Origin of the sequence: Flavobacterium enshiense (assembly GCF_040750275.1) — a bacterium.
Taxonomy (GTDB): domain Bacteria; phylum Bacteroidota; class Bacteroidia; order Flavobacteriales; family Flavobacteriaceae; genus Flavobacterium; species Flavobacterium enshiense_B.
The window spans coordinates 549,685-572,453 of record NZ_JBDOCV010000005.1; the positions used below are offsets into that span (position 1 = coordinate 549,685).

The following is a 22,769-nucleotide window of genomic DNA, read 5'->3' on the forward strand; positions in this document are numbered from 1 at the left end:
AATGAACATCCAAAACGCCCAACAAGAAGTAGACAACTGGATTAAAAACCACGGAGTGCGCTATTTCAATGAGTTAACCAATATGGCACAGCTTACGGAAGAAGTAGGTGAAGTGGCTCGAATTATAGCGCGTCGCTATGGTGAACAATCTGAAAAAGAAAGCGATAAAAACAAAGACCTTGGCGAAGAACTGGCCGATGTGGTTTTTGTAGTCCTATGTTTAGCCAACCAAACCGGAGTGGATTTACAGGCTGCTTTCGATAAAAAAATGGATTTGAAAACCAAGCGTGATCATGACCGTCACCATAATAATGAAAAATTGAAATAATTTTGGACTTACTTCTTAAGCCATCAATTGTAAAAAACAAGTCAGATATTCAAATTTCCGGTTCCAAATCGGAAACGAATCGGCTATTGCTGTTACAGGCTTTGTATCCGAATCTGATTTTGGAAAACACTTCCAATTCAGATGATTCTGAAGTTATGACAAAAGCGCTTAGCAGTTCGGATGCTGTAAAAGATATTCACCACGCCGGAACCGCCATGCGATTTCTTACAGCTTATTTTGCCGTACAAGAAGGAGTAGAAGTACTTTTAACCGGTTCTTCCCGAATGCAGGAACGGCCAATTAAAATTCTGGTCGAAGCATTGCGCCAACTCGGTGCTGATATCCATTACGAAACCAACGAAGGATTTCCACCCTTGCGGATAAAAGGGAAAAAACTGTTACAATATGAAGTAACATTACCGGCTGATGTAAGCAGTCAGTATATTTCTGCGTTACTTTTAATAGCGCCCAAATTGGAAAACGGGTTGAAGCTAACATTGGAAGGGAAAATAACGTCCATTCCTTATATTCAAATGACGTTATCCATTTTAGAGGCACTCGGCTTCAGTATTTCTTTTGAAAAACAAGTTATCGAAGTAAACCCGCAAGTTGCAATACAGGATTCAAAATTTGTAATAGAATCGGATTGGTCTTCGGCATCTTATTTTTATTCGATTGTGGCCTTGTCCGAAATTGGTACGGAAATTCGATTGTTGAGTTATAAAGAAAATAGTTTGCAAGGGGATCGCATTTTGACTGAAATCTATAAGAATTTCGGGGTAGAAACGCTATTTCAAAATAACACCATCCTTTTGCGTAAAACACATGATTGTGAATTATCAACGGTCAGTTTTCAATTAAATGATTCGCCGGATATTGCCCAAACTATTGCTGTTACTTGTCTGGGGTTGGGAGTCGGTTGTTATTTGAACGGATTGCATACGTTGAAAATAAAAGAAACCGATCGTTTGGAAGCTTTGAAGAACGAGATTGTTAAGTTGGGAGGTGTTATTTCGGTAACCAGCGACAGTCTGACATTGCAGCCTTTCTCTGAAGTAAAGGGGAAGATTGCCATTAAAACCTATCAGGATCATCGTATGGCGATGGCTTTTGCGCCGTTGGCACTGAAAGTTCCGATAGGTATTGAAGAAGCCGAGGTCGTTTCCAAATCGTATCCGAATTTCTGGAGTGATTTAAAAAGCATAGGATTTCAAATCATCGAAGTTAACTAAGTCAGTAAGAACGCCATTTTCTGCGGTTGTTCGCCTGATTTTTTTACATTCTGACTAAATAAATCCCAAAACACTTGACAACGCCTCTTTCACGATAGTATATTTGCACTCAATTTAAAACAGATAAAATGAAGTTATCCAATTTCAATTTTAACCTTCCGGCTGAATTGTTAGCCGAATTTCCTGCAGAAAACAGAGACGAAGCGCGTTTAATGGTTGTGAATCGAAAAACACAAACCATCGAACACAAATTATTTAAAGATATTTTAGATTATTTCGACGAAGGCGATGTGATGGTATTGAACAATACCAAAGTATTCCCGGCGCGTTTGTACGGTAACAAAGAAAAAACCGGGGCAAGAATTGAAGTTTTCTTACTAAGAGAATTAAATGCGGAACAGCGTTTGTGGGATGTTTTGGTAGATCCGGCACGTAAAATCCGTATTGGTAATAAATTGTACTTTGGTGATGATGATTCGTTAGTGGCTGAGGTAATTGATAACACTACATCAAGAGGAAGAACATTACGTTTCTTATACGACGGTTCTTATGAAGAATTCCGTTCTAAATTATTGGAATTAGGGGAGACACCAATCCCTAAATATATTAATCGTGAAGTAACTCCGGAAGATGCAGAACGTTATCAGACGATTTATGCAAAAGAAGAAGGTGCAGTAGCGGCACCAACAGCAGGATTACACTTTTCAAAACATTTGATGAAGCGTTTGGAAATTAAAGGAGTGAATTTTGCAGAAGTAACGTTACACGTAGGATTGGGTACTTTTAACCCTGTAGAAGTAGAAGATTTGTCCAAACATAAAATGGATTCTGAAGAAATGACAATTGATCAGGAAGCCTGTGATGTTGTGAACCAAGCCAAAGCAAATAAAAAACGCGTTTGTGCCATTGGAACGACTACAATGCGAGCAATGGAAAGTTCGGTTTCTTCTTCCAGAACATTAAATCCTTATACGGGTTGGACTAACAAGTTTATTTACCCGCCTTACGATTTCAGTGTGGCAGATTGTATGGTAACTAATTTTCATACGCCAAAATCTACTTTGTTAATGATGATTTCGGCATTCTGCGGTCATGATTTGATGCGTAAAGCATATGATGAAGCTATTAAAGAGAACTACAAATTTTATTCCTATGGCGATGCCATGCTGATTTTGTAATCTTGCATTCAGATAAAATAAAAGCGTCCCTTATACGGACGCTTTTTTTATGCTTGGCTTTCTGCAAACTTCTTAAAACTTTCCAGGTATTTCATGCTTTGTTTTTTGAACATGCCCGGCATCAGAAAAGCAAAAATTTTCATTGCGAGATTTTTTTTGAAAACAAATTCGTTTTCCGTAATGTACCGTGTTTTGTTTTCGGTAACTGTCACAAATGAATTTTTGATGTGGTTGATCACACCGTCCATTTCATAATAACCACTAAAATCGTCCGGGAGGTTTCTTGTAGTGATGGTTTCGGTCATTTCCATTTCACGTTTGCCCATTTTAAACTTAAGTTTTGATTTTGCGCCAGGATGACCCGGTTGTCCGCTCAAATGTTCGAAACTTTCCAAACCTTCCATCCATAGCGGTAGGTTTTCCGGATTGTCAAATAATTCAATGACTTTATTTATGGGTTGGTTGATCTCAATTTCACAGGTGTATTTCATAAGCTATTTTTCTTAATTGGTTTTCAAATATACTTAATCTACCTGATATACTAATTTCATAGTGATATTGGCTTCTTTCTTTTTGGAGGCCGTATTGAAAGAGCCACCCCAGGAATAATCTTCTGAGGAATTTTGAGCAATGATCTGAAAAACACCCATTTCCGATTTTTTGAGATTGCCTAAATCAGCCCCGGCATTTTCGGCAATTTTTTCAGCCCGGGCTTTGGCATCTTTGGTTGCTTCGGCGATCATCTGTAATTTTAGTTCGGCCAGTTTTGTATAATAATATTGCGGCGGATTGGAATACAATTCCACACCAGAGTTAATTAATTCGGTTACTTCCCGTGAAATGCCTTCAATTTTATCGACTTCCTTACTTTCGATATGCACGTTTTGTGTCAGGTTGAAACCGGTAAAAAGCTGTTGCCGCTGGTTGCCGTTTTCATCGTAAATGGTCTCAAAATCTTTGTTGATGCTTACGGCTGAGAAAACAATTTCATTAGAGGGTATGCCTTTTGCGGTTAAATAGTCTTTTATTATGGCCCGATCGTTATCTAAGGCAGCATAGGCGTCTTTCAGCACCATGTTTTTTTTGGAAAACGAACTGCTCCATACAATTAAGTCGGATACAAAATCCTTTTTACCCAATCCGGTTACACTTATGGTGTCATTGTTTTGGTTTCGGTTTTTAAAAGCATTGGAAAATAAAAGTGCCGAAAAGACTACGGCTAACCCGATGATGATTGCATTTGCGTTGGTTTTCATAACGAATAAGGTTTAATGTGTTATAAATGTAAGGAATAACGTTATAATAATTACAAACGTTAATTCTTAAATTTTCTTATTTTTGCGGCACCAAAAACTATAAAAATGACGTTCGAAAATACGAGAGAATTTGCAAGACAGTTAGATGCAGGTGATGAGCTGAGAAAATACAGAGAAGAATTTATTTTTCCTCATGTTAACGGGAAACAGGTGATTTATTTCACTGGAAATTCACTCGGATTACAGCCTAAACGAACCAAAGCTTATGTAGATGAGATTATGAACGATTGGGCAAATCTTGCTGTGGAAGGCCATTTTTATGCTGATAAGCCGTGGTGGGATTATCAGGAGCGTTTCGCTAGTCCTTTAAGTGGAATCGTTGGTGCTAAGCCAAGTGAGGTGACGGTGATGAACACGTTGACGGTTAATTTACATCTACTAATGGTTTCGTTTTACCAGCCGACGCCTCAAAAATATAAAATCATTTGTGAGGAGAAAGCTTTTCCGAGTGATCAGTACATGTTTCAGAGCCAGGTTCATTTTCATGGTTTTGATGCAAAAGATGCGATTGTTGAGGTGAAACGTCGTGAGGGCGAACATAACATTCGTTTAGAAGACGTTCTTGCTAAAATTGATGAAGTAGGGGATGAATTGGCTTTAGTTTTGATTGGTGGCGTGAATTATTACACCGGTCAAGTGTTTGACATGAAAGCGATTACCGATGCAGGGCATAAATATGGCGCTTATGTAGGTTTCGATTTGGCGCATGCAGCGGGTAATATTAAGTTGCATTTGCATGATTGGGGTGTGGATTTCGCAGCCTGGTGTAGTTATAAATATATGAATTCAGGTCCTGGAAATGTGTCCGGTATTTTCGTGCATGAAGCCCATCATAATAATACCGAGTTGCCACGATTTGCAGGTTGGTGGGGACACAATAAAGAAAGACGCTTTTTAATGGAGCCGAAATTCGACCCGGTTCGCGGTGCTGAAGGATGGCAGGTAAGTAATTTACCGGTTATTTCCCTTGCGCCGTATCTGGCTTCTGTTGAAATGTTTGCCGAAGTTGGAATGGACAAATTAATCAAAAAACGTGATCAGATTACCGCTTATCTGGAATTCATCTTACACGAGATCGATAAAGAAATAGATGGAACCGAATTTGAAATCATTACGCCGGCCAATCAAGAAGAAAGAGCGTGTCAGATATCAGTATTTTTACACGGACAGGGAAGAGCTTTGTTCGAGTACCTGATGAAAAACGGAGTGATAACTGATTGGCGTGAACCGAACGTAATCCGTTTGGCTCCTGTGCCTTTTTATTGTTCGTTTGAGGATATGTATGAATTTGGTCAGATATTGAAAAAAGGAATCCTAAATAAAGCGTAAATTTGCGCTTTAATTGATTATATAAAATGACAAAACAACAAATAATCGATACGTTCGATCCTTCGCAGCCGGGTTTGGCGGATGCTACTGTTTTTGGGCTGCCTTTTTCAGCGGAACAAAGTGAAATCATTGTAGTCCCTGTGCCTTGGGAAGTAACGGTGAGTTACGGAGCAGGTGCTTCAGAAGGCCCTGAAGCGATTATGGATGCCTCCTTTCAAGTGGATTTGAACCATCAGGAATTTCCGGAACTATGGAAGTTAGGGATTTATATGGATGAAGCGCCGGCACATTGGGCGAAAAATTCACATAAATTCAAAGGGTTGGCGCAGCCGATTATTGAAGCTTTGGAAGCAGGTGAAGATGTTTCGGCTTTCCCGGCTTTACAATCTGATTTGGATAAAATCAATAAGGCTTGTGCCGTCATGAATGAAGAAGTGAAAGAGCGCATTCTTTATTGGATGAATCAAGGTAAAAAAGTAGCGCTTTTAGGTGGTGATCACAGTACGCCGCTTGGCTATTATCAGGCGTTGGCGACAAAATATGATAATTTCGGAATTCTGCATTTAGATGCTCATATGGATTTACGAATCGCTTATGAAGGCTTTACCTATTCGCACGCATCGATTATGTACAATGCGTTGCAAATTCCTCAAATTTCAAAAATTGTGCAGGTTGGGATTCGTGATTTCTGTGAACAGGAAGCAGAAGTGGCTTTAAAAGACCGTGTGCTGGTACATACCGACATGGATTTGAAACAGGAAGCGTTTGAAGGGAAAACGTGGGAAGCGCAATGCGACCAGATTATTGCTTCGTTACCGGAAAAAGTATGTGTTTCTTTTGACATCGACGGAATGTATCCGTGGTATTGTCCGAATACAGGAACGCCGGTTCCGGGTGGGTTCTCCTTCGAACAAGCAGCTTATCTGTTAAGTCGTTTGGCAGAGACCAACAAAGAAATTATTGGATTTGATTTGGTGGAAGTAGCACCCGGAGACGATGATTGGGACGGAAATGTAGGAGCCCGAATGTTGTTTCATATGTGTGGTGTTTTGGCCAAGTCGCAAAAGCTAAACGTAGGGAAAAAGATAAAATTCAACCGATAAAATGAAATCCTCCTCTTATGGGGGATTTTCTTTTTATGTAAAAAGTACTTTTCTGATTTTTATCAGTTTCAGTAATTAAATATTGAGTAAATTTACGCTCTATTTCAAGAAAAACCCAATGCAGACTCCCCAAAAAATAGCCGTAGTCGGTTCCGGATTAGTAGGATCACTATTGGCAATTTATCTCAAAAAAGCAGGTCATACCGTTCACGTTTACGACAGAAGTCCTGACATCAGAAATGTTGCTTTTTCCGGAAGGTCAATAAATCTGGTAATGTCAGACCGAGGCTGGAAAACCCTTGAGGATATAGGTTTGGATGAAGAGATAAAAAAAATTGGGATACCGGTGGACAAGCGTGCCATACATATGGTGGATAAAGAATTAAATTATCAGTATTATGGTAAAGACGGTGAAGCAATTTTTTCTTTGTCACGCGGGGTTTTAAACCGGAAAATGGTTGATTTGGCTGAAGCAGCCGGTGTGGAGTTTTTCTTTAATAAAAAAGTTTGGGACGTTACCCTTGCTACCGCAACATTGCATGAAGGAGAAGCTGAAAGAGGTGAATGGGATGAACTGGATTACGATCTTGTTTTTGGTGCGGATGGTGCTTTTTCGAGAGTTCGTCACAGAATGCAGCGTCAGAGTATGTTTAATTATTCTCAGGATTTTATACGTGTTGGTTATAAAGAATTGCATATTCCGGCCAATGAAGACGGCACCCATAAGATAGATAAAAACTCCTTGCATATTTGGCCCAGAGGTGAGTTTATGCTGATGGGGTTAGCCAATCCGGATGGAAGTTTTACCTGTACCCTTTTCATGCCGCATGAAGGAGCGAATTCTTTTGAGAACCTTAAAGACAAAGAAACTTTAGTAGCCTTTTTTGCCAAGCATTTCCCGGATACGAAAGAAGTAATTCCGGATTTGGTGGAAGATTTCTTTAAAAATCCGACGAGTTATCTGGTAACGATGAAATGCTATCCGTGGACTTATGAAGATAAAGTGGCTTTGATAGGTGATGCCGCACATGCCATAGTGCCTTTTTACGGTCATGGAATGAATGCCGGTTTTGAAGATATTACCATCTTAAACGGGTTAATGCAGCAATATGGGAACGATTGGCTTACGATTTTTAAGGAGTATCAGAAAGAGCGCAAACCTAATGCAGATGCTATTGCGGAGCTTTCGTATCGCAATTTCATGGAAATGAGTTCTAAAACTGCCGATGCAAAGTTTCATTTGCAAAAAAAGATAGAAAAATGGTTTTCCGATAAACATCCCGATAAATGGATTCCACTGTACAGTCGGGTAACTTTTAGTCATCAGCCTTATTCGGAGGCGTTGGCGGAAGGTGATAAGCAGAATCGAATCATGGAAGAAATTTTGTCAATGGAAAGCATTGAACAAATCTGGGATACCGAAGTAGTCGAACAACGTATTTTAGAGTTGTTGAAAAAGTAAAAGAGGCCTGAGCCTCTTTTTTTATTCGTCTTCACGGTGTACTAAATCCATACTAAAGGCAGGAGTGCAAATCGCGATGTATTCGCAAGGTTCATCGAAAGGATTGGAATATTGTACCCTGATATTTCGTTCAATTTTTATGGATTGGCCTGCATCCAAAACAACAATGTCACCATCAATACTAAACTGTTTCTTTCCTTTAATAATATAGGTGTATTCGTCGAATTCGGGAGTTTGAAACGGTTCACTCCAACCGGGCGGTGCGATCATGTGTGCAATTGAAATTTCTTTGTTGGCGGTTGTTGCCAATCCGTGGTGTTCTTCAATGCGTTTGCCATCCGTTGTAGGAACCACAAAAGGCGAATTTTGAATAAAGTATTTTTTCATTTCTTAAAGATAAAATAAACCGCCAGTACCAAAAAGCAAAAACCTACCGCATGATTCCAGCGAAACGTTTCGTTTTTAAAGAACAGCATAGAGAAAATTACAAAAATCACCAGCGTAATCACTTCCTGAATCACTTTTAACTGCATAAGTGAAAACGGTCCGCCATTGCCCTGAAAACCTATTCTGTTGGCGGGAACCTGAAAGCAGTATTCGAACAAAGCCAATCCCCAACTGATTAGGATAACCGCAATCAAACCGGCATTTTCGAACCATTTCAGTTCTTTAAATTTTAAATGTCCGTACCAGGCCAATGTCATAAAAACATTGGATAAAATTAGTAGGCCTATAGTAAGCAATCCACGCATTATTTTTTAAATATTTTTGAAAGAATACCAAATACGCCACGAATAAAAGAAGCGCTGGTCACCACTTTCGTTACCGATTTCCCAATTACTTCTGCCGTGCTTGGCTCTTCTTTTTGTCTTTTTGTTTCGGCTTTTATTTCTTCTTGTTTCTCAGCTTCCTGATTGGCTTTTTCTATTTTTTGAGAAAGAATTTCATAAGCACTTTCGTTATCAATTGCCTGATTATACTTTTTAACCAATTTGGAATTACTGTTAATGGCACTGATTTCGGCATCCGATAAAATATCCATGCGGCTCATCGGCGCGCGCATCATGCAGGCAACCAGCGGTGTTGGAATACCTTTTTCGTTTAAAGCAGTAACAAAAGCTTCCCCGATTCCCAGTTGAGTGATTACGTCTTTGGTTTTGTAAAAGTCAGACAAGGGGTAGTTTTCTGCCGTCATTTTGATGGCTTTTCGGTCGTTGGCAGTAAAAGCTCGTAAGGCATGTTGTATTTTTAAACCTAATTGTGCTAAAACGCCGGAAGGAATATCGGTTGGGTTTTGCGTAATGAAATAAATGCCGATACCTTTGGAACGAATCAGTTTTACAATTGTTTCAATCTGGTCCAGCAAGGTTTTACTGGCTTGGTCAAAAATCAAGTGCGCTTCATCAATGAAAATGACTAATTCCGGCCTTCCGCTATCACCAATTTCAGGCATCTGCTGATATACTTCCGCCAGGAGGCTTAACATAAAAGTGGAGAATAATTTTGGTTTGTCCTGAATATCTGTCAGGCGGATGATGTTTACATAGCCGTTTCCGTTTTCATCAATGCGCATCAAATCGGCAATGTCGAACGATAGTTCTCCGAAGAATAAGTCGGCGCCTTGTTGTTCTAATTCAATGATCTTGCGCAAAATTGAACCAACGGAAGCGGTAGATATACGGCCATAGGCAGCTTCAAATTCGTCTTTACCTTCGTCAGTAGTATACTGTAAAACTTTTTTGAAATCCCTTAAATCCAAAAGCGGAATTTTGTTATCATCGCAATATTTGAAGATAACCGCAACAACACCGCCTTGGGTGTCGTTTAAATCTAGTATTCTTGAGAATAAAACAGGGCCAAATTCGGAAACAGTTGCTCGTAAACGAACGCCATTTTGTTCGGATAAGGTCATCAGTTCAACAGGAAACGACTTTATTTCATAAGGGATATTGATTTTGGCATGACGCTCCGTTATAAAGGTTTTTTCTTCACCTTTGGCAGCGATTCCGGAAAAATCACCTTTAATATCCATCATTAAAACAGGGATTCCCTGCTGCGATAATTGTTCCGACAGTACCTGTATTGTTTTGGTTTTACCGGTTCCGGTGGCTCCGGCAATCAGCCCATGACGGTTAAAGGTTTTTAAAGGTATTCTTATTTGAGTGTCCGGGATGGCTTCTCCGTTTAAGATTCCACCTCCTAAAATAATGTGGTCACCGCTACAGGCATAACCTTTATTTATATGTTCCGAAAAAGTCGAATTGCCCATGATTTTGATTGTTTTTTTCTTGTAGGAATGGTTTTATATACAAATATAGTAGTATTAGTTTTATGTGAAATTGTGAATTTTTAATTAATTGTGAAAAAATCTAAAACCTGTCGAGAATAAAATTAACATTACGGCGTTATAAAATTAAACTTATGTTAATATTAGGGTTTTGTATTAAAACAAAAGGTGTTTTTGGTGTTAAATAATTTTAAAGAAGCCTTTAAAAAAAGCATAATTTGTTTTTTTATTAATTCTAAAAACATAAATTTGCGACTCTTATACCTAATAAAACGAGTGTAGGATTAAGTTAAATAAAAATCGAAAAACTAAAATTTTTAAAAAAATGACAAACGTATCTAACGAAACTGTTGAGAATGGAGCTGGCTCTAAAGGTTCAAACTTTTTTGCAAGTTTAACAATTGTAATTTGTTTAGTTATTGGGGTTCTTGTATGGAAATACGTAATGGGACATCCATCAAACTTTGAAAATGGAGATCCAGAAGGGCATCCACTACCAGGAAACTATTTAGGAATGGTTTACAAAGGTGGATTTATCGTACCGATGTTGATGGGATTATTTTTAATGGCGGTAGTTTTCTCTTTTGAGAGATTCTTCGTTATTTCTAAAGCAGCAGGTAAAGGTAATGTTGAGAAATTCGTTAAAGACGTTCAGGTTTTAATCGGACAAGGTAAAATTGAAGAGGCTATCGCAGCGTGTGATACACAAGAAGGTTCAGTGGCTAATGTAGTTAGAGCTGGTTTGACTAAATATCAGGAAGTACGCAAAGAAGGTTTTGACAGTGAAAAAGCTACAGAAACTATTCAGAAAGAAATTGAAGAGGCTACTTCTTTAGAGATGCCGATGTTAGAGAAAAACATGACAATCATTGCTACATTGGTATCAATTGGTACGTTAATGGGATTATTAGGAACGGTATCAGGTATGATTAAGGCGTTCTCTGGATTAGCTGCTGCAGGTGCTCCTGACCAGGCTGCGTTGGCAACAGGTATTTCTGAGGCACTTATTAATACGGCTACAGGTATTGGTACATCTACATTGTCTATTATCATGTACAACGTATTTACTTCTAAAATTGATAAATTAACTTATTCTATCGACGAGGCTGGTTTTGCTATTACTCAGGCTTACAGAAGAATGAAAGGACGTGCAGCTTAATTGATGCATTTTTCTGAAAAAAGTTAATTCATTAATATGTTGTGGCTAAATCCATGGGCTTGTCCTGTATGGTTTAGTGAGCAATTTTAAAACAAAAGAAAATGGCTAAAGTAAAAATGTCAAAAAAGAGTACGAAGATTGACATGACGGCTATGTGTGACGTAGCGTTCTTGTTGTTGTCGTTCTTCGTAATGACGTCTACTGCTAAAGTACCGGAGCCACTTCCTGTTGATATGCCTGCGTCTACCCGTGAAACCAAACTTCCGGACACAGACTTGGCAACAGTTACAATTGGAGATGGTAAAGTATTCTTCGGGATGACCGGTCAGGATCTTCGCAGAGATGCTCTTGGTAAGATTGCTGATCGATATCAGTTGCAGTTTTCAGAGGAAGAAATCAAGCGTTTTTCTTTGATTGACGGATTTGGTGTTCCTGCGGGTAACCTTAAGGCCTTGATTGCGATGAGTTCTGATGAGCGTAACAAAGAGGGTAAACAGCCGGGAATTCCATATGATTCTTTGGATAACCAGTTGCGCGAATGGGTTTTAGCGGCTCGTTATGCTGCCAGAGACGTTCATGGTACTGAGCTGAAAGTTGCAATCAAAGGAGATGCTAAAGAGGAATATCCGACTATTAAAAAAGTGATTGATATTCTTCAGGATCAGAAGGTGAACAAGTTTTTCTTGGTAACCGGTTTAAGAAGTGATGATTTCTAATTAAAAAAATACTGTAAAATGGCAGAATTAAATACCGGCGGTGGCGGTGGCAAAAAGAAAGGCCATGTAAGGAGTAAAAAACAAGATGCGAGTGTCGATTTGACCGCGATGGTGGATTTGGCATTCCTTTTGATTACTTTCTTCATGTTAACCACGTCATTGTCAAAGCCACAGTCCATGAACTTGGCAATGCCGGATAAAACCAAAGATCAGCCTCAACCGATAGAGCTAGATGTTGCGGATGACCGAACATTGACGTTGCTTTTAGGTGAAAAGGATCAATTGGTGTGGTACTATGGTTTACCAGGGGATCCAATTGAAGGTCCAACTAAGGTAGGTTATGGTAAAAATGGAGTTCGTAAAGAGTTGCAAAGCAAAGTGCAGTCCGTGGTTGCAAAATACGGGGATCCTAAAAAAGGATTGATTGTACTTATTAAGGCAAGTAAAAAGTCTACATACAGAAACTTAGTGGATGTATTAGACGAGATGGCTATCACACAAGTTCCGACTTATGCGATTGTGGATATTACTCCGGAAGAAAACGCAATGTTAAAGAAAGAAGGACTATACACTGAATAAACTTCTTTTAAAACAGTAAAAAACTAAAGTTATGTCAAAATTAAACATATTTAACCAAGAGTGGATTGATATGATCTTTGAAGGTCGTAACAAGGCTTATGGTGCTTATCAGTTGCGTTCTGAGAATCCTAGGACTACTAGTAGAGCAATGTTAATTGGAGCAATCCTGTTTGCAGCAGCTATTGGAGGTCCGGTTGTCAAAAATATCATTAGTGAGCAATTGGCAGCAAATCAAGAGGAATCTAAGGATAAGATTGTTGAGACAGCATTATTACCACCTCCACCAAAAGAAGATTTACCACCACCACCACCACCTGAAGCTCCGAAATCGGTAAATGATCAGGTGAAATTTCCACCACCAAAAGTGGTTGAGAAAGAAAAGGTGCGTGACGAAGATCCTCCAACAGTGGAAGATTTGAAAGATGCTGATCCGGGTCAGGAAAACAAAAAAGGGGATAAAGATGCGGGTGCAATCGTTATCGACCAGCCTGCCGGAGACGGTGATAAAGGAAATCAGGTTGTAGAAGAAGACAATAAGGTTTATGTTGCAGTAGAAGTGGCAGCAGGTCCTCCGGGAGGTATGCAAGGTTTCTACAAAAAATTTGCCAGCTCATTTGTAGCTCCTGAAGTTGATGAAGGAGTAAGCCAAATTCGTGTGATGTTAGGTTTCGTTGTTGAAAAAGACGGAAGTTTCACAGATGTAAAAGTGCTTAGAGATGGTGGATATGCAGCAGCCGGAAAAGAGGCTATCCGTGTTTTGAAAAGTATGCCAAAATGGAAGGCAGCGATTCAAAACGGTAACCCGGTGCGTTCACAGTTTACATTACCAATTACAATTCAGGTATCAAACTAATGCAACTTTTTAATAATTTTAAGCAGAAATCGCCACAACAGCGATTTCTGTTTGTTTTAGGCCTGATCTTTTTAGGATTGTATGTGTTTTTAGCAGTAACTTTGTTCGTGTGGAAGAGCATGCCGGTAGAAATTCCATATTCCAGAAGAATAATTTTAGGTGTGCTTTTAGTGATTTATGCGGCTTTTCGTTTTTCACGATTGTTGAATGCCGAAAAGAATCAGTAACTCTAGTCAAACAGAATGAGATATAGAATAGCGGTTATAGTGTTTTCGTTTTTAGGCTTGTTTTTTTTAGTACAGTGTAAGGAAAAAGGCGAGGAAAAACCGGAAAACATAAAAGAAACATCAGTTGCAGGTTTCACAACCATTTTAGTTGATGAAACTGTTTTTCCAATAGTGGAAGATCTAGGATTGGTCTTTGAAAATGAATACAAACGCGCCAAAATAAAGTTGATCAGCAAACCGGAATCTGAAATTCTTAGATTGGTTAATGAGAATAAAGCCAGAATTGCCATTATGGCAAGGGATTTGGATTCATCAGAAGTTAACTTTTATGTAAAGCGTCAGGTTAATCCAAGGCGAACAGAATTTGCAGTGGATGCAATTGCTTTCATAGCAGGCAAAAACAGAGCAGATTCGATTATACGAATGGATGACGTGATTTCAGTAATGAAAGGACAGCCAAACGATAAAGTAAAATCGCTGGTGTTTGATAATCCGAATTCGAGCAGTGTCAGATCTTTAAAAGCAGTTGCTGGAGTGACAGAACTATCCGCTAAAAGCGTTTTCTCTTTGAAAACGAATGAAGAAGTGGTGAAGTATGTTGCAGAGAATGACGGAGCCATTGGGATTATTGGGGTGAACTGGTTGTTACAGCCCAGTAAGAACCTTGAGCCTTATATTGAAAAGCTTTCGGTTTTATCCGTTGAAAATGTTAAACTTAATGAAAAAGAGCGATTTGTTAAACCAAATCAAACTAATATTGCTGATGGAAGTTACCCGGTTACACGAAAATTATTTTTGTTAAATTTTCAGGGAACTGCCGGTTTAGGCATGGGATTTGCATCCTATATTGCAGGAGATAAAGGACAAAGGATTATTCTCAAGTCCGGATTGGTGCCAAAGCGCTTTCCATCAAGAGAAATAGCCATACGTAACGAACTCGAAAAAAAGTAACCATATAAAAGATTTTAAAAAATGAAGAATGTAAAAGTTTTAAGTCTATTGTTAATGGGATTATCCTCTGCAGTATTTGCACAGGATCTTGAGCAGGCCAAAAAGGCAATTAATGCTGAGCAATATGACAAAGCGAAAAAAATATTAAAAGGATTGGTGAAATCAAACCCGGAGAATGGTAAAAACTTTTTTTACTTAGGGGATGTTTACCTTGCTGAAAAAGAAACGGATTCTGCGGCTATGTTTTTTCAAAAAGGATTAGCGGCTAAAGACAAAGGCGTTTTAAACTATATTGGTTTAGGGCAATTGGAATTAGACAATAAAAATGCTTCAGGTGCTGCGGCAAACTTTGATAAGGCAGCTTCAGGCATCAAGAAGAAAGATACGGATGAATTGTTGCTAATCGCTAAGGCGTATGCTAAATCAGAACATCCAAACTATAAAAAAGCCATCGAAACAGTTAACAAAGCCCTTTTGATTGATGAGAAAAACCCACAGGCTTATCTGATTTTAGGTGATGCGCACATAGGTGATAACAATGCAGGAGAAGCGTTCCGTGCTTATGAAACAGCATACGATTATGACAAATCGCTTTTGATTGCGAAAGTTAAGTACGCGTCAATCAATAAGAGTGCAAAAAACTTTAATGGTGCGATTAAACTATTAAACGAAATTTTGGCAATCGATAAAAATTTTGGCCCGGCCTACAGAGAGTTAGCGGAAACGTACTATTTGTGGGGATCTACCGATCAGGCTAAATTTAACGAGAACGTAAAAATTGCCTTGCAGCATTATGAAAAATACATGAGCCTAACCGATTACTCGGTAGAGTCCCGTATGCGTCATGCCGACTTCCTGATCCTTGCTAAAGACTATAAAGCCTTGGAAACAGAAGCCAACGAAATGAAAAAACTGAACAATGTAAATGCCCGTATCTATAGATATTTAGGCTATGCAGCGTATGAGAACGGAAATTTTGCAGAAAGTTCAAAAGCTTTATCAACGTTCTTCAGTAAAGTAGAACCGAAAAGAATCATCGCACGCGATTACTTATATTTAGGTCTAACAAAAATGGCCGAAGCTAAGAAAGCAGATGGAACCTACGACGAGAAAATTTTCGAAGAAGGTGTGGCAGAATTAAACAAAGCGGTTGAAAAAGATCCGGTAATTGCCAGCGAGCTGAATCCAATCGGTTTGAAAATGTTTAAAGATAAATTGTATAAAAATGCAGCAAAACTTTTTGAAGTAGCGATTAAAAATCCGAAATCAAAAAATTATCTGTATGACAATTTCTATTTGGGATATGCTTTGTACTTTGATTACAATGATAAAACATCACCAAAGGAGCAGCTGACTAAAGCGGACGGTGCTTTCTCAAGAGTAATTGAAGTATCACCAACGACTCAGGATGCACATTTATACAAAGCGAGAGTAAACGAGCAAATCAATACGCCGGAATCTAAATTAGTGGCTTTGGCGAGCTATGAAAAATATGTAAAAATCCTGGATGAAAAAGGCGATGCAGAAAAAGCAAAACCGGCAAACAAAAAAGGATTGGTAGAGGCCTTAACTTTTGTGGGTGCTCATTACGCCAACTCAGGTGACAAAACCAAAGCAGTTGAAAATCTTCAAAAGCTTTTGGTTGTCGATCCGGCTAACGAGTATGCCGTGAAAACCCTGAAGGCTTTAAAGGCATAAACAGAAAACTAGAAAACCGGCAGCGCAAGTTGTCGGTTTTTATTTTAAAGAGATTCGAGCGCTAGCGAATTGGTGAAGCAATGGTCCGGGCATTTTTGGATATCCTGTTCCCGCTGTCCGCTGTATCTTTTTGGATATTTCGGAAACCGCAATATCCAAAAAGGATGCCGCTCCTATCGGGGCTACTGGAGCTGCTTTTTTGCGTCTTTGGAGACTAAAGGCTTAAAAGTCACGGAAACTGACTATCTTTGCAGACTATTTTCAAAACAATGTTACAGAAAGAAATACAAATAGCGGTGGAAAAAGGCGATATGTTGCCTTTAATGGAGGAGTTTTATACCATTCAGGGAGAAGGCTACCACACAGGGACAGCAGCCTATTTCATTAGAATTGGCGGTTGCGATGTGGGCTGTCACTGGTGCGACGTAAAAGAAAGCTGGAATGCCGAGCTGCATCCGCCAACAAGCACGGATGTAATAGTAGCCAATGCAAAACAGTATGCCGAAACGGTGGTAGTAACCGGTGGTGAACCCTTAACTTGGGACATGGCACCTTTAACGGCTAAATTAAAGGCCGAAAATTTGCGTGTGCATATTGAAACCTCTGGGGCTTATCCCGTAAGTGGTCATTGGGACTGGTTCTGTTTGTCGCCTAAGAAAACAAAATTACCGGTTCAGGAAGCGTATGATATTGCTCATGAGCTGAAAGTAATCATTCACAATAAACACGATTTTATATTCGCCGAAGAGCAGGCCGCCAGAACAAATGATAAAGCCATACTCTTCTTACAGCCGGAATGGAGTAAAAAAGAAGAAATGACCCCATTAATTATCGATTATGTTATGAATAATCCAAAATGGCGCATATCTTTACAGACACATAAATATCTGAATATTCCTTAATCAATGAAGAACTTCTATTTCCTGATCCTGTTTCTTTTTTGTGTTCATTTCGGTTATGCTCAATTAGGAGGTGAAGACGAAGTTTATCTGGATGGGAGTAAAATTGAAGCTAAATTTCAGGGTGGGAATTTGAATGTTTTTCAGGGTTTTGTTCTTAAAAATCTTGATAAATCAAAAATTGAAAAAGAAGGACAGTTAATCTGTAGTTTTACCATCAATGAAGAAGGAAGCCTTAAAAACATCCGAATTGTAAAAGATTTGGGAGGTCAGTCTGCGATTGAAATGATTCGGGTTTTACAACTTTCTCCAAAATGGCAACCGGCAATCCGTAACGGAAAACCGTTTGCAACGACTTATAAAATACCATTTACATTTACAAAGAAAAAACCAGACGTAAAAGAAGAGGATACCGTTACGATAGATGTTATTGACAATGAGGGTTTAAATGAGGAAGATAAAGTATATGTTGCCGTTGAAAAGCAACCGGAATTTCCAGGAGGGGTTAAAAAAATGGCGTCATATTTTGCTACAAATTTAAAGAGTACACATTTAATAACAAGTGAGTTGAAAGCAATGACATCCTTTATTGTTAATAAAGATGGTAGTCTTACTAATGTGGAAATACTAAGATTGTCTGTTGAAAATGAGGAATTGAAAGAAGAGATTCGCCAGATTCTAATGAATTCACCTAAATGGGCACCAGGTATGCAAAACGGTAAAATTGTTAGAGTGAAATACATGTTACCAATAAATTTAAGAATCAATTAATTATTAATAAACAACCAAAACAATGAAAAAACTGATTTTAGCTTTCGCTTTCCTATTAGTAGCGAATTTTGGAATGGCACAAGCCAAAGATGCTTTCAAGGCTGATATTTTAAAAATGATCCAGTTAACAGGATCGGCCGGTCAAATGAAAATGGCAAAAGACCAAATCCTGAAAATGATTCCTCAGGAAAAACACGCTGCTTTTTTAGTAGAATTCGAAGCTTCGTTACCGTCGTTATACGATAAAATGGCAGAAGTAATGAAAACGGAGTACACGCATGACGATGTAAAAGCCATCTTAAAATTCTACGAAACACCAGTTGGAAAAAAAATGACTGAAAAGGCAGGTGTAATTGCTGAAAAAAACATGGCGGCCAGTCAAGAGTGGGCTATGGGCTTGCAAGGCATGATGATGAAATACATGCAGTAATCCATATGAAACGTATAAAAAATCCCAAACAATTTGTTTGGGATTTTTGTTTTATAAATGGGTGAGTCTTGCCAAATAATCAAAATGCTCGCCTTCGATAATCAGTTCGCAGTTTAGGCCGTTGGCGTGTGCGGCATTTTGTAAAGTATTGTAATCTAAATACAGCCAATCAAAAGTGTCTTCCGTTTCACCTTTATAGTGTATGGTGAACGTTAATTCGCCGTAATAACCATTTGCGGGTACTTCGTAGGCCCCATCTTCATCTTGATCGTACATGTAAATCAGATCGGAACTGTCAATTAAAATTTGCCCACCATCGTTTAACAGCGATTTTAATTTTTGCAGAAACTTGGAAATCTGATGCATTTTTCCAAAAATTCCAGTACCATTCATCAAAAGCAGAACGGTGTCAAACTTTTCAAAAGTATCTAAATCCAACACATTCGAGACCTTACCCTTTTTCAAACCTCGCAGTTTACACGCTTTAATTGCGTTTTTCGAAATATCAATAGCGGTTACTTCCAAATCTTTACCTTGCAAATAAAGCGCGTGACTACCGGCGCCACAGCCTACATCCAGCACTTTTCCTTTGGCTAAATCCAATGCTTTTCGTTCTATTTTTGGCATTTTTTTGTATTCGCGAAACAAATAAGCAATACTCATTTCATCCGCTTCCGAGATGGAAGTCTCCGTGATAAGGTTTTCCGGAGCATTATTGGTTTGGTAATCTAAGATGGCTTTTCCGAAAAGGTCTTTCATTACTTGAAATTTAAGAGTTTAAATGTTGAAAGTTGTTTAACTTTGCTGACTGAAATGCAATACACATGTTGAAACCGTCTTTAAATGAAATTCAAAAGTTGGCCAAAGATAAGCATAACGAAAACAAAAAGTATTTCGATAAGCTGAAAAAGAAACCACCCAAGAATCTGGATTATGTAATGCAGGAATTGCACGATACCGAATTTAAAAAAACCGATTGTCTGGAATGTGCAAACTGTTGCAAAACCACAGGACCATTATTTACCACGGCAGATATTGAACGCATTGCTAAAAGTTTTCGTCAAAAACCACAACAATTTATCGAGCAGTATCTTCGTATTGATGAAGATAATGATTATGTGTTAAAAAGTGTGCCGTGTACCTTTTTGGACAACGATAACAAATGTTTTATTTATGATGTGCGTCCAAAAGCCTGTCGTGAATTTCCGCATACCGACCGCAAGAAGTTTCAGCAGATCTCTAATCTAACTTTAAAAAACGTACCGATTTGCCCGGCGGCTTACAATATTGTAGAAGAAATGAAAAAGAAATTACCGTTATAAAAGAATCATGTCAAAATTTCAAGCCATTCGTCCCATGCTGTGGACAAACGAACTTAAAGAAACTATTGTTTTTTATGTAAATATTTTAGGTTTTACCTGTGATGAATACAATGAAGACTGGGGTTGGGCCTCCCTGCATCGGGATCATTCCGAACTAATGCTGGCCAAACCTAACGAACACATGGCTTTTGAGAAACCAATTTTTACAGGATCCTTCTATATTAATGTAGATGATGTGGATGCGTTGTGGTTACAGTTAAAGGACAAATGCAACCTGTGTTATGAAATCGAAACCTTCGAATGGGGTATGCGCGAGTTTGCGATATACGACAACAACGGTTATTTGTTGCAGTTCGGACAAGATATTGAATAAAAAAGCGCTCAAGATGAGCGCTTTTTTATTAGTTGTAAATAAGGTAAGTTTTTCGCATCGTTTTAAAATCCGCCAAGCCTTTCTCCCAGCTTTTGCGAATGTCATTTTCCGAAACTCCTGTTTCTATCTGTTGTTGCAGTTTTTTGGTTCCGGCCAGTTTGGTGAAAAAATCATTAAAGAATTTAGAATCTTCTTTTGGCATTTTTGAGGTGTGAAAAGCCCTGATCAGCCATTTTAACTCTAATTGTTTCACTTTTTCTGTTTTAGAAAGATCTTCACCGAAACAAATTTGACCATTGTATAAAGGATCTTTGGCACCTAAATTAGGTTTAGGAGTAAATGAAGTATTGATAACAGGTAAGTAGGGAGAGCCGTAAATTTGAAACTGTTTCTCCGTTCCGCGTCCCATGCTTACATTGGTGCCTTCAAACAAACACAAACTTGCATATAAATTGATGGCCTGGTCGTTCGGTAAATTTGGTGATGGTTTTACAGGAAGGCTGTAGGGCATGTTCCTTTTATAATTTAAACACGGAATTACCGTCAGTTGACATTGCGCCGCGTTTTTCAGCCATTTCTCTCCGTTAATCATTTTAGCATATTCGCCAATGGTCATCCCGTGCAAAACCGGAATCGGGTGCATACCTACAAAACTGGTAAATTCCTTTTCTAGAATTGGTCCATCCACAATGCCGCCATTCGGGTTTGGTCGGTCTAAAACGATTAAAGGAATGTTGTTTTCGGCACAAGCTTCCATCACATAGTGTAACGAAGAAATATACGTGTAAAAACGCGCGCCCACATCTTGCAAATCAAAAACCATAACGTCAATTCCGGCTAATTGTTCCGGTTTTGGTTTTTTATTGTTTCCATATAAGGAAATAATCGGCAATCCGGTTTTGATGTCTTTTCCGTCTTTGATCAATTCTCCGGCATCGGCAGTTCCACGAAAACCATGCTCTGGAGCGTATATTTTTGAAATGTTGATTTTCTTTTCCAATAAAAAATCAACCACATGGGTTTTGTTGGACAAAATTCCCGTCTGATTGGTTACAATGCCAACTTTCTTGTTGTTGAGTAAAGGAAGATGCGCATCAAAATTATCAGCACCTGTTTTTATTTCCAGAAGTGCTTTTTCATCGTTTTCAACTTTTAGCTTATGATCTTCGGCTTTCGCCTCTGTGTTCTTTATCGAATTTCCACACGAAACAATCGCCAAAACCAAGAATAAAACTGTATTTTTGAACATCGAATTTGTAATCATCATCTTTTGAAATTAGAATATTTTATAGCGAAACGGCTCACTACGGCAAAACACCATAAAAGTAGTATATCTGCACCAATTATAAAAATTGCCATTGTAGCAATCGCCATCGGGATGATTATGATGATTGCCTCAGTAGCCACCGGTGTAGGTTTGCAGCAAAAAATACGCCAAAAAGTTTCGGCTTTCAACGGGCATATTATAATTTCCAATTATGACGACAATCAATCTGAAGTCAGTGTTGATCCGATTTCTATTCATCAAAACTTTTATCCAAAGTTCAAAAACATTGAAGGGATCAGTCATGTACAGGCAGTAGCAAGCAAAGCCGGAATCATCAGAACGGAGAAAGCCTTCGAAGGAATTGTGTTTAAAGGCGTTGGGAAAGACTATCAGTGGAGCAATCTTCAGGAATACATTGTTTCAGGACGAATTCCGAACCTGAAAGAAAATCTGAATCCGGAAATCATCATCTCTCAATATCTGGCGAATCGATTGCAATTAAGAGTCGGCGATAAATTCAATACCTATTTTATGAAGGAAGAAGGGAAATTGCCCAACCTTCGTAATTTTAAAATTGTCGGGATTTACAACTCCGGTTTTCAGGAATTTGACGCTACCTATATAATAGGAGATATTCGTCATATACAGCGCATCAATAAATGGAGTAAAGATGAAGTGGGTTCTTTTGAAGTGTTTATCGACGATTTTACCCAAATCAAAGAAAAAGGTGAAGAGGTTTACGCCGAAATTCCGCCTACCTATAATAGTGTAACCATCGAAGAAAAGTATTTCAATATTTTCGAATGGCTGAAACTTTTCGATTTTAATATTTTAGTTATCCTTATTATTATGGTGGTCGTGGCAACCATTAATATGGTGGTGGCTTTGTTGGTTCTTATTCTGGAGCGGACTCAAATGATCGGAATCTTAAAAGCCATTGGAGCCAATAACTGGGTTATCCGAAAAATATTTTTGTACAATGCCTCTTATTTGATCTTTCGCGGTCTGTTTTGGGGAAATTTAATTGGTATCGGTTTGTTACTTGTTCAGAAATATTTTGGTATTGTCAAGTTGAATCCCGAAAATTATTATGTGACCGAAGCACCGGTGGCTTTAAACCTGTTCCATATTTTGGTTTTAAATTTGGGAACCGTCTTGGTTTGTTTGCTGGTTTTGATCATTCCATCCTATATTATTACTAAAATATCACCGGTAAAAGCGATTCGTTTCGATTAGAAGCGAAAGTTCCTGTTGTATTTTGCTACGTCGTTCCCGCTTTCCGCTGCAAT

Annotated in this window: 26 protein-coding genes; 19 read left to right on the top strand and 7 right to left on the bottom strand. The window is 38.6% G+C overall.

The window, feature by feature from the left end:
• The first annotated feature begins 1 nt into the window (after position 1).
• The 3 genes from ABGT15_RS11685 (at position 2) to queA (ending at position 2,738) form a co-directional block, all read left to right on the top strand.
• On the top strand, positions 2-328 hold the full coding sequence (locus tag ABGT15_RS11685) for a nucleotide pyrophosphohydrolase (RefSeq protein ID WP_367231604.1): 327 nt from the start codon (positions 2-4) through the stop codon (positions 326-328).
• A 2-nt stretch (positions 329-330) separates the two neighbouring features.
• Positions 331-1,560: a 3-phosphoshikimate 1-carboxyvinyltransferase gene (locus ABGT15_RS11690; protein WP_367231605.1), complete on the top strand. Its 1,230-nt coding sequence runs from the start codon at positions 331-333 to the stop codon at positions 1,558-1,560.
• A 128-nt stretch (positions 1,561-1,688) separates the two neighbouring features.
• A complete protein-coding gene (gene queA / locus ABGT15_RS11695) occupies positions 1,689-2,738 on the top strand; it encodes a tRNA preQ1(34) S-adenosylmethionine ribosyltransferase-isomerase QueA (RefSeq protein ID WP_367231606.1) in 1,050 nt (349 codons plus the stop codon).
• Positions 2,739-2,785: 47 nt separating this feature from the next.
• On the opposite strand, the gene ABGT15_RS11700 is transcribed toward queA, so the two are convergent.
• Both ABGT15_RS11700 and ABGT15_RS11705 read right to left on the bottom strand, forming a co-directional pair.
• On the bottom strand, positions 2,786-3,229 hold the full coding sequence (locus ABGT15_RS11700; RefSeq protein ID WP_367231607.1) for an SRPBCC family protein: 444 nt from the start codon (positions 3,227-3,229) through the stop codon (positions 2,786-2,788).
• Positions 3,230-3,262: 33 nt separating this feature from the next.
• Positions 3,263-3,994 carry an SIMPL domain-containing protein gene (locus tag ABGT15_RS11705; protein ID WP_367231608.1) on the bottom strand — a complete coding sequence of 244 codons (732 nt, stop codon included), beginning with the start codon at positions 3,992-3,994 and terminating at the stop codon, positions 3,263-3,265.
• A gap of 105 nt (positions 3,995-4,099) precedes the next feature.
• On the opposite strand from ABGT15_RS11705, the gene kynU reads away from it, so the two are divergent.
• The 3 genes from kynU to ABGT15_RS11720 all read left to right on the top strand — a co-directional run bounded on the left by kynU (position 4,100) and on the right by ABGT15_RS11720 (position 7,948).
• The gene (gene kynU / locus ABGT15_RS11710) at positions 4,100-5,383 is read left to right on the top strand and encodes a kynureninase (RefSeq protein ID WP_367231609.1); all 1,284 of its coding nucleotides are present in this window, start codon (positions 4,100-4,102) and stop codon (positions 5,381-5,383) included.
• A gap of 26 nt (positions 5,384-5,409) precedes the next feature.
• A complete protein-coding gene (locus ABGT15_RS11715; RefSeq protein WP_367231610.1) occupies positions 5,410-6,486 on the top strand; it encodes an agmatinase family protein in 1,077 nt (358 codons plus the stop codon).
• 118 nt (positions 6,487-6,604) lie between these two features.
• Entirely contained in the window at positions 6,605-7,948 is a 1,344-nt protein-coding gene (locus ABGT15_RS11720) for an FAD-dependent oxidoreductase (RefSeq protein WP_367231611.1), read from the top strand.
• Between the two features lie 21 nt (positions 7,949-7,969).
• On the opposite strand, the gene ABGT15_RS11725 is transcribed toward ABGT15_RS11720, so the two are convergent.
• From ABGT15_RS11725 to ABGT15_RS11735, 3 genes are read right to left on the bottom strand one after another with little or no spacing between them, the layout of a single operon-like run.
• Complete coding sequence (locus tag ABGT15_RS11725) at positions 7,970-8,335, bottom strand: cupin domain-containing protein (protein WP_367231612.1); 366 nt, start codon at positions 8,333-8,335, stop codon at positions 7,970-7,972.
• Positions 8,332-8,700 carry a DMT family protein gene (locus ABGT15_RS11730; RefSeq protein WP_367231613.1) on the bottom strand — a complete coding sequence of 123 codons (369 nt, stop codon included), beginning with the start codon at positions 8,698-8,700 and terminating at the stop codon, positions 8,332-8,334. The genes ABGT15_RS11725 and ABGT15_RS11730 overlap by 4 nt, the downstream gene beginning before the upstream one ends.
• Positions 8,700-10,217, bottom strand: a complete 1,518-nt coding sequence (locus ABGT15_RS11735; protein ID WP_367231614.1) for a helicase HerA-like domain-containing protein — start codon at positions 10,215-10,217, stop codon at positions 8,700-8,702. Before ABGT15_RS11735 ends, ABGT15_RS11730 begins: the two co-directional genes overlap by 1 nt.
• A gap of 343 nt (positions 10,218-10,560) precedes the next feature.
• Here ABGT15_RS11735 and ABGT15_RS11740 point away from each other — a divergent pair, with 343 nt between their 5' ends.
• From ABGT15_RS11740 to ABGT15_RS11785, 10 genes are all read left to right on the top strand, one after another.
• Positions 10,561-11,394: a MotA/TolQ/ExbB proton channel family protein gene (locus ABGT15_RS11740; protein ID WP_367231615.1), complete on the top strand. Its 834-nt coding sequence runs from the start codon at positions 10,561-10,563 to the stop codon at positions 11,392-11,394.
• A 101-nt stretch (positions 11,395-11,495) separates the two neighbouring features.
• Positions 11,496-12,110, top strand: coding sequence for an ExbD/TolR family protein (locus ABGT15_RS11745; RefSeq protein ID WP_367231616.1), 615 nt, complete (start codon positions 11,496-11,498; stop codon positions 12,108-12,110).
• Positions 12,111-12,128: 18 nt separating this feature from the next.
• Positions 12,129-12,689: an ExbD/TolR family protein gene (locus ABGT15_RS11750; protein WP_367231617.1), complete on the top strand. Its 561-nt coding sequence runs from the start codon at positions 12,129-12,131 to the stop codon at positions 12,687-12,689.
• A gap of 31 nt (positions 12,690-12,720) precedes the next feature.
• Positions 12,721-13,542 (top strand): energy transducer TonB, encoded by an 822-nt coding sequence (locus tag ABGT15_RS11755; RefSeq protein WP_367231618.1) that lies wholly within the window; start codon positions 12,721-12,723, stop codon positions 13,540-13,542.
• Positions 13,542-13,769, top strand: coding sequence for a hypothetical protein (locus ABGT15_RS11760; protein WP_367231619.1), 228 nt, complete (start codon positions 13,542-13,544; stop codon positions 13,767-13,769). The genes ABGT15_RS11755 and ABGT15_RS11760 overlap by 1 nt, the downstream gene beginning before the upstream one ends.
• A gap of 15 nt (positions 13,770-13,784) precedes the next feature.
• Complete coding sequence (locus ABGT15_RS11765; RefSeq protein WP_367231620.1) at positions 13,785-14,720, top strand: PstS family phosphate ABC transporter substrate-binding protein; 936 nt, start codon at positions 13,785-13,787, stop codon at positions 14,718-14,720.
• A 21-nt stretch (positions 14,721-14,741) separates the two neighbouring features.
• Complete coding sequence (locus tag ABGT15_RS11770; RefSeq protein ID WP_367231621.1) at positions 14,742-16,418, top strand: tetratricopeptide repeat protein; 1,677 nt, start codon at positions 14,742-14,744, stop codon at positions 16,416-16,418.
• 269 nt (positions 16,419-16,687) lie between these two features.
• Positions 16,688-17,320, top strand: a complete 633-nt coding sequence (locus ABGT15_RS11775) for a 7-carboxy-7-deazaguanine synthase QueE (RefSeq protein WP_367231622.1) — start codon at positions 16,688-16,690, stop codon at positions 17,318-17,320.
• A 3-nt stretch (positions 17,321-17,323) separates the two neighbouring features.
• Positions 17,324-18,088 carry an energy transducer TonB gene (locus ABGT15_RS11780; RefSeq protein WP_367231623.1) on the top strand — a complete coding sequence of 255 codons (765 nt, stop codon included), beginning with the start codon at positions 17,324-17,326 and terminating at the stop codon, positions 18,086-18,088.
• A 22-nt stretch (positions 18,089-18,110) separates the two neighbouring features.
• Complete coding sequence (locus tag ABGT15_RS11785; RefSeq protein ID WP_367231624.1) at positions 18,111-18,518, top strand: DUF2059 domain-containing protein; 408 nt, start codon at positions 18,111-18,113, stop codon at positions 18,516-18,518.
• Between the two features lie 51 nt (positions 18,519-18,569).
• Here the strand turns inward: ABGT15_RS11785 and ABGT15_RS11790 are convergent, their stop codons facing one another.
• Complete coding sequence (locus ABGT15_RS11790; protein ID WP_367231626.1) at positions 18,570-19,277, bottom strand: class I SAM-dependent methyltransferase; 708 nt, start codon at positions 19,275-19,277, stop codon at positions 18,570-18,572.
• 65 nt (positions 19,278-19,342) lie between these two features.
• On the opposite strand from ABGT15_RS11790, the gene ABGT15_RS11795 reads away from it, so the two are divergent.
• Together ABGT15_RS11795 and ABGT15_RS11800 are read left to right on the top strand one after the other, a co-directional pair.
• Positions 19,343-19,840 carry a YkgJ family cysteine cluster protein gene (locus tag ABGT15_RS11795; RefSeq protein WP_437125364.1) on the top strand — a complete coding sequence of 166 codons (498 nt, stop codon included), beginning with the start codon at positions 19,343-19,345 and terminating at the stop codon, positions 19,838-19,840.
• Positions 19,841-19,847: 7 nt separating this feature from the next.
• On the top strand, positions 19,848-20,213 hold the full coding sequence (locus ABGT15_RS11800) for a VOC family protein (RefSeq protein ID WP_367231627.1): 366 nt from the start codon (positions 19,848-19,850) through the stop codon (positions 20,211-20,213).
• 28 nt (positions 20,214-20,241) lie between these two features.
• Here ABGT15_RS11800 and ABGT15_RS11805 read toward each other — a convergent pair whose 3' ends face one another.
• Positions 20,242-21,477: an exo-beta-N-acetylmuramidase NamZ family protein gene (locus ABGT15_RS11805; RefSeq protein WP_367231645.1), complete on the bottom strand. Its 1,236-nt coding sequence runs from the start codon at positions 21,475-21,477 to the stop codon at positions 20,242-20,244.
• Between the two features lie 6 nt (positions 21,478-21,483).
• Here ABGT15_RS11805 and ABGT15_RS11810 point away from each other — a divergent pair, with 6 nt between their 5' ends.
• On the top strand, positions 21,484-22,716 hold the full coding sequence (locus tag ABGT15_RS11810; protein WP_367231628.1) for an ABC transporter permease: 1,233 nt from the start codon (positions 21,484-21,486) through the stop codon (positions 22,714-22,716).
• Positions 22,717-22,769 lie beyond the last annotated feature (53 nt).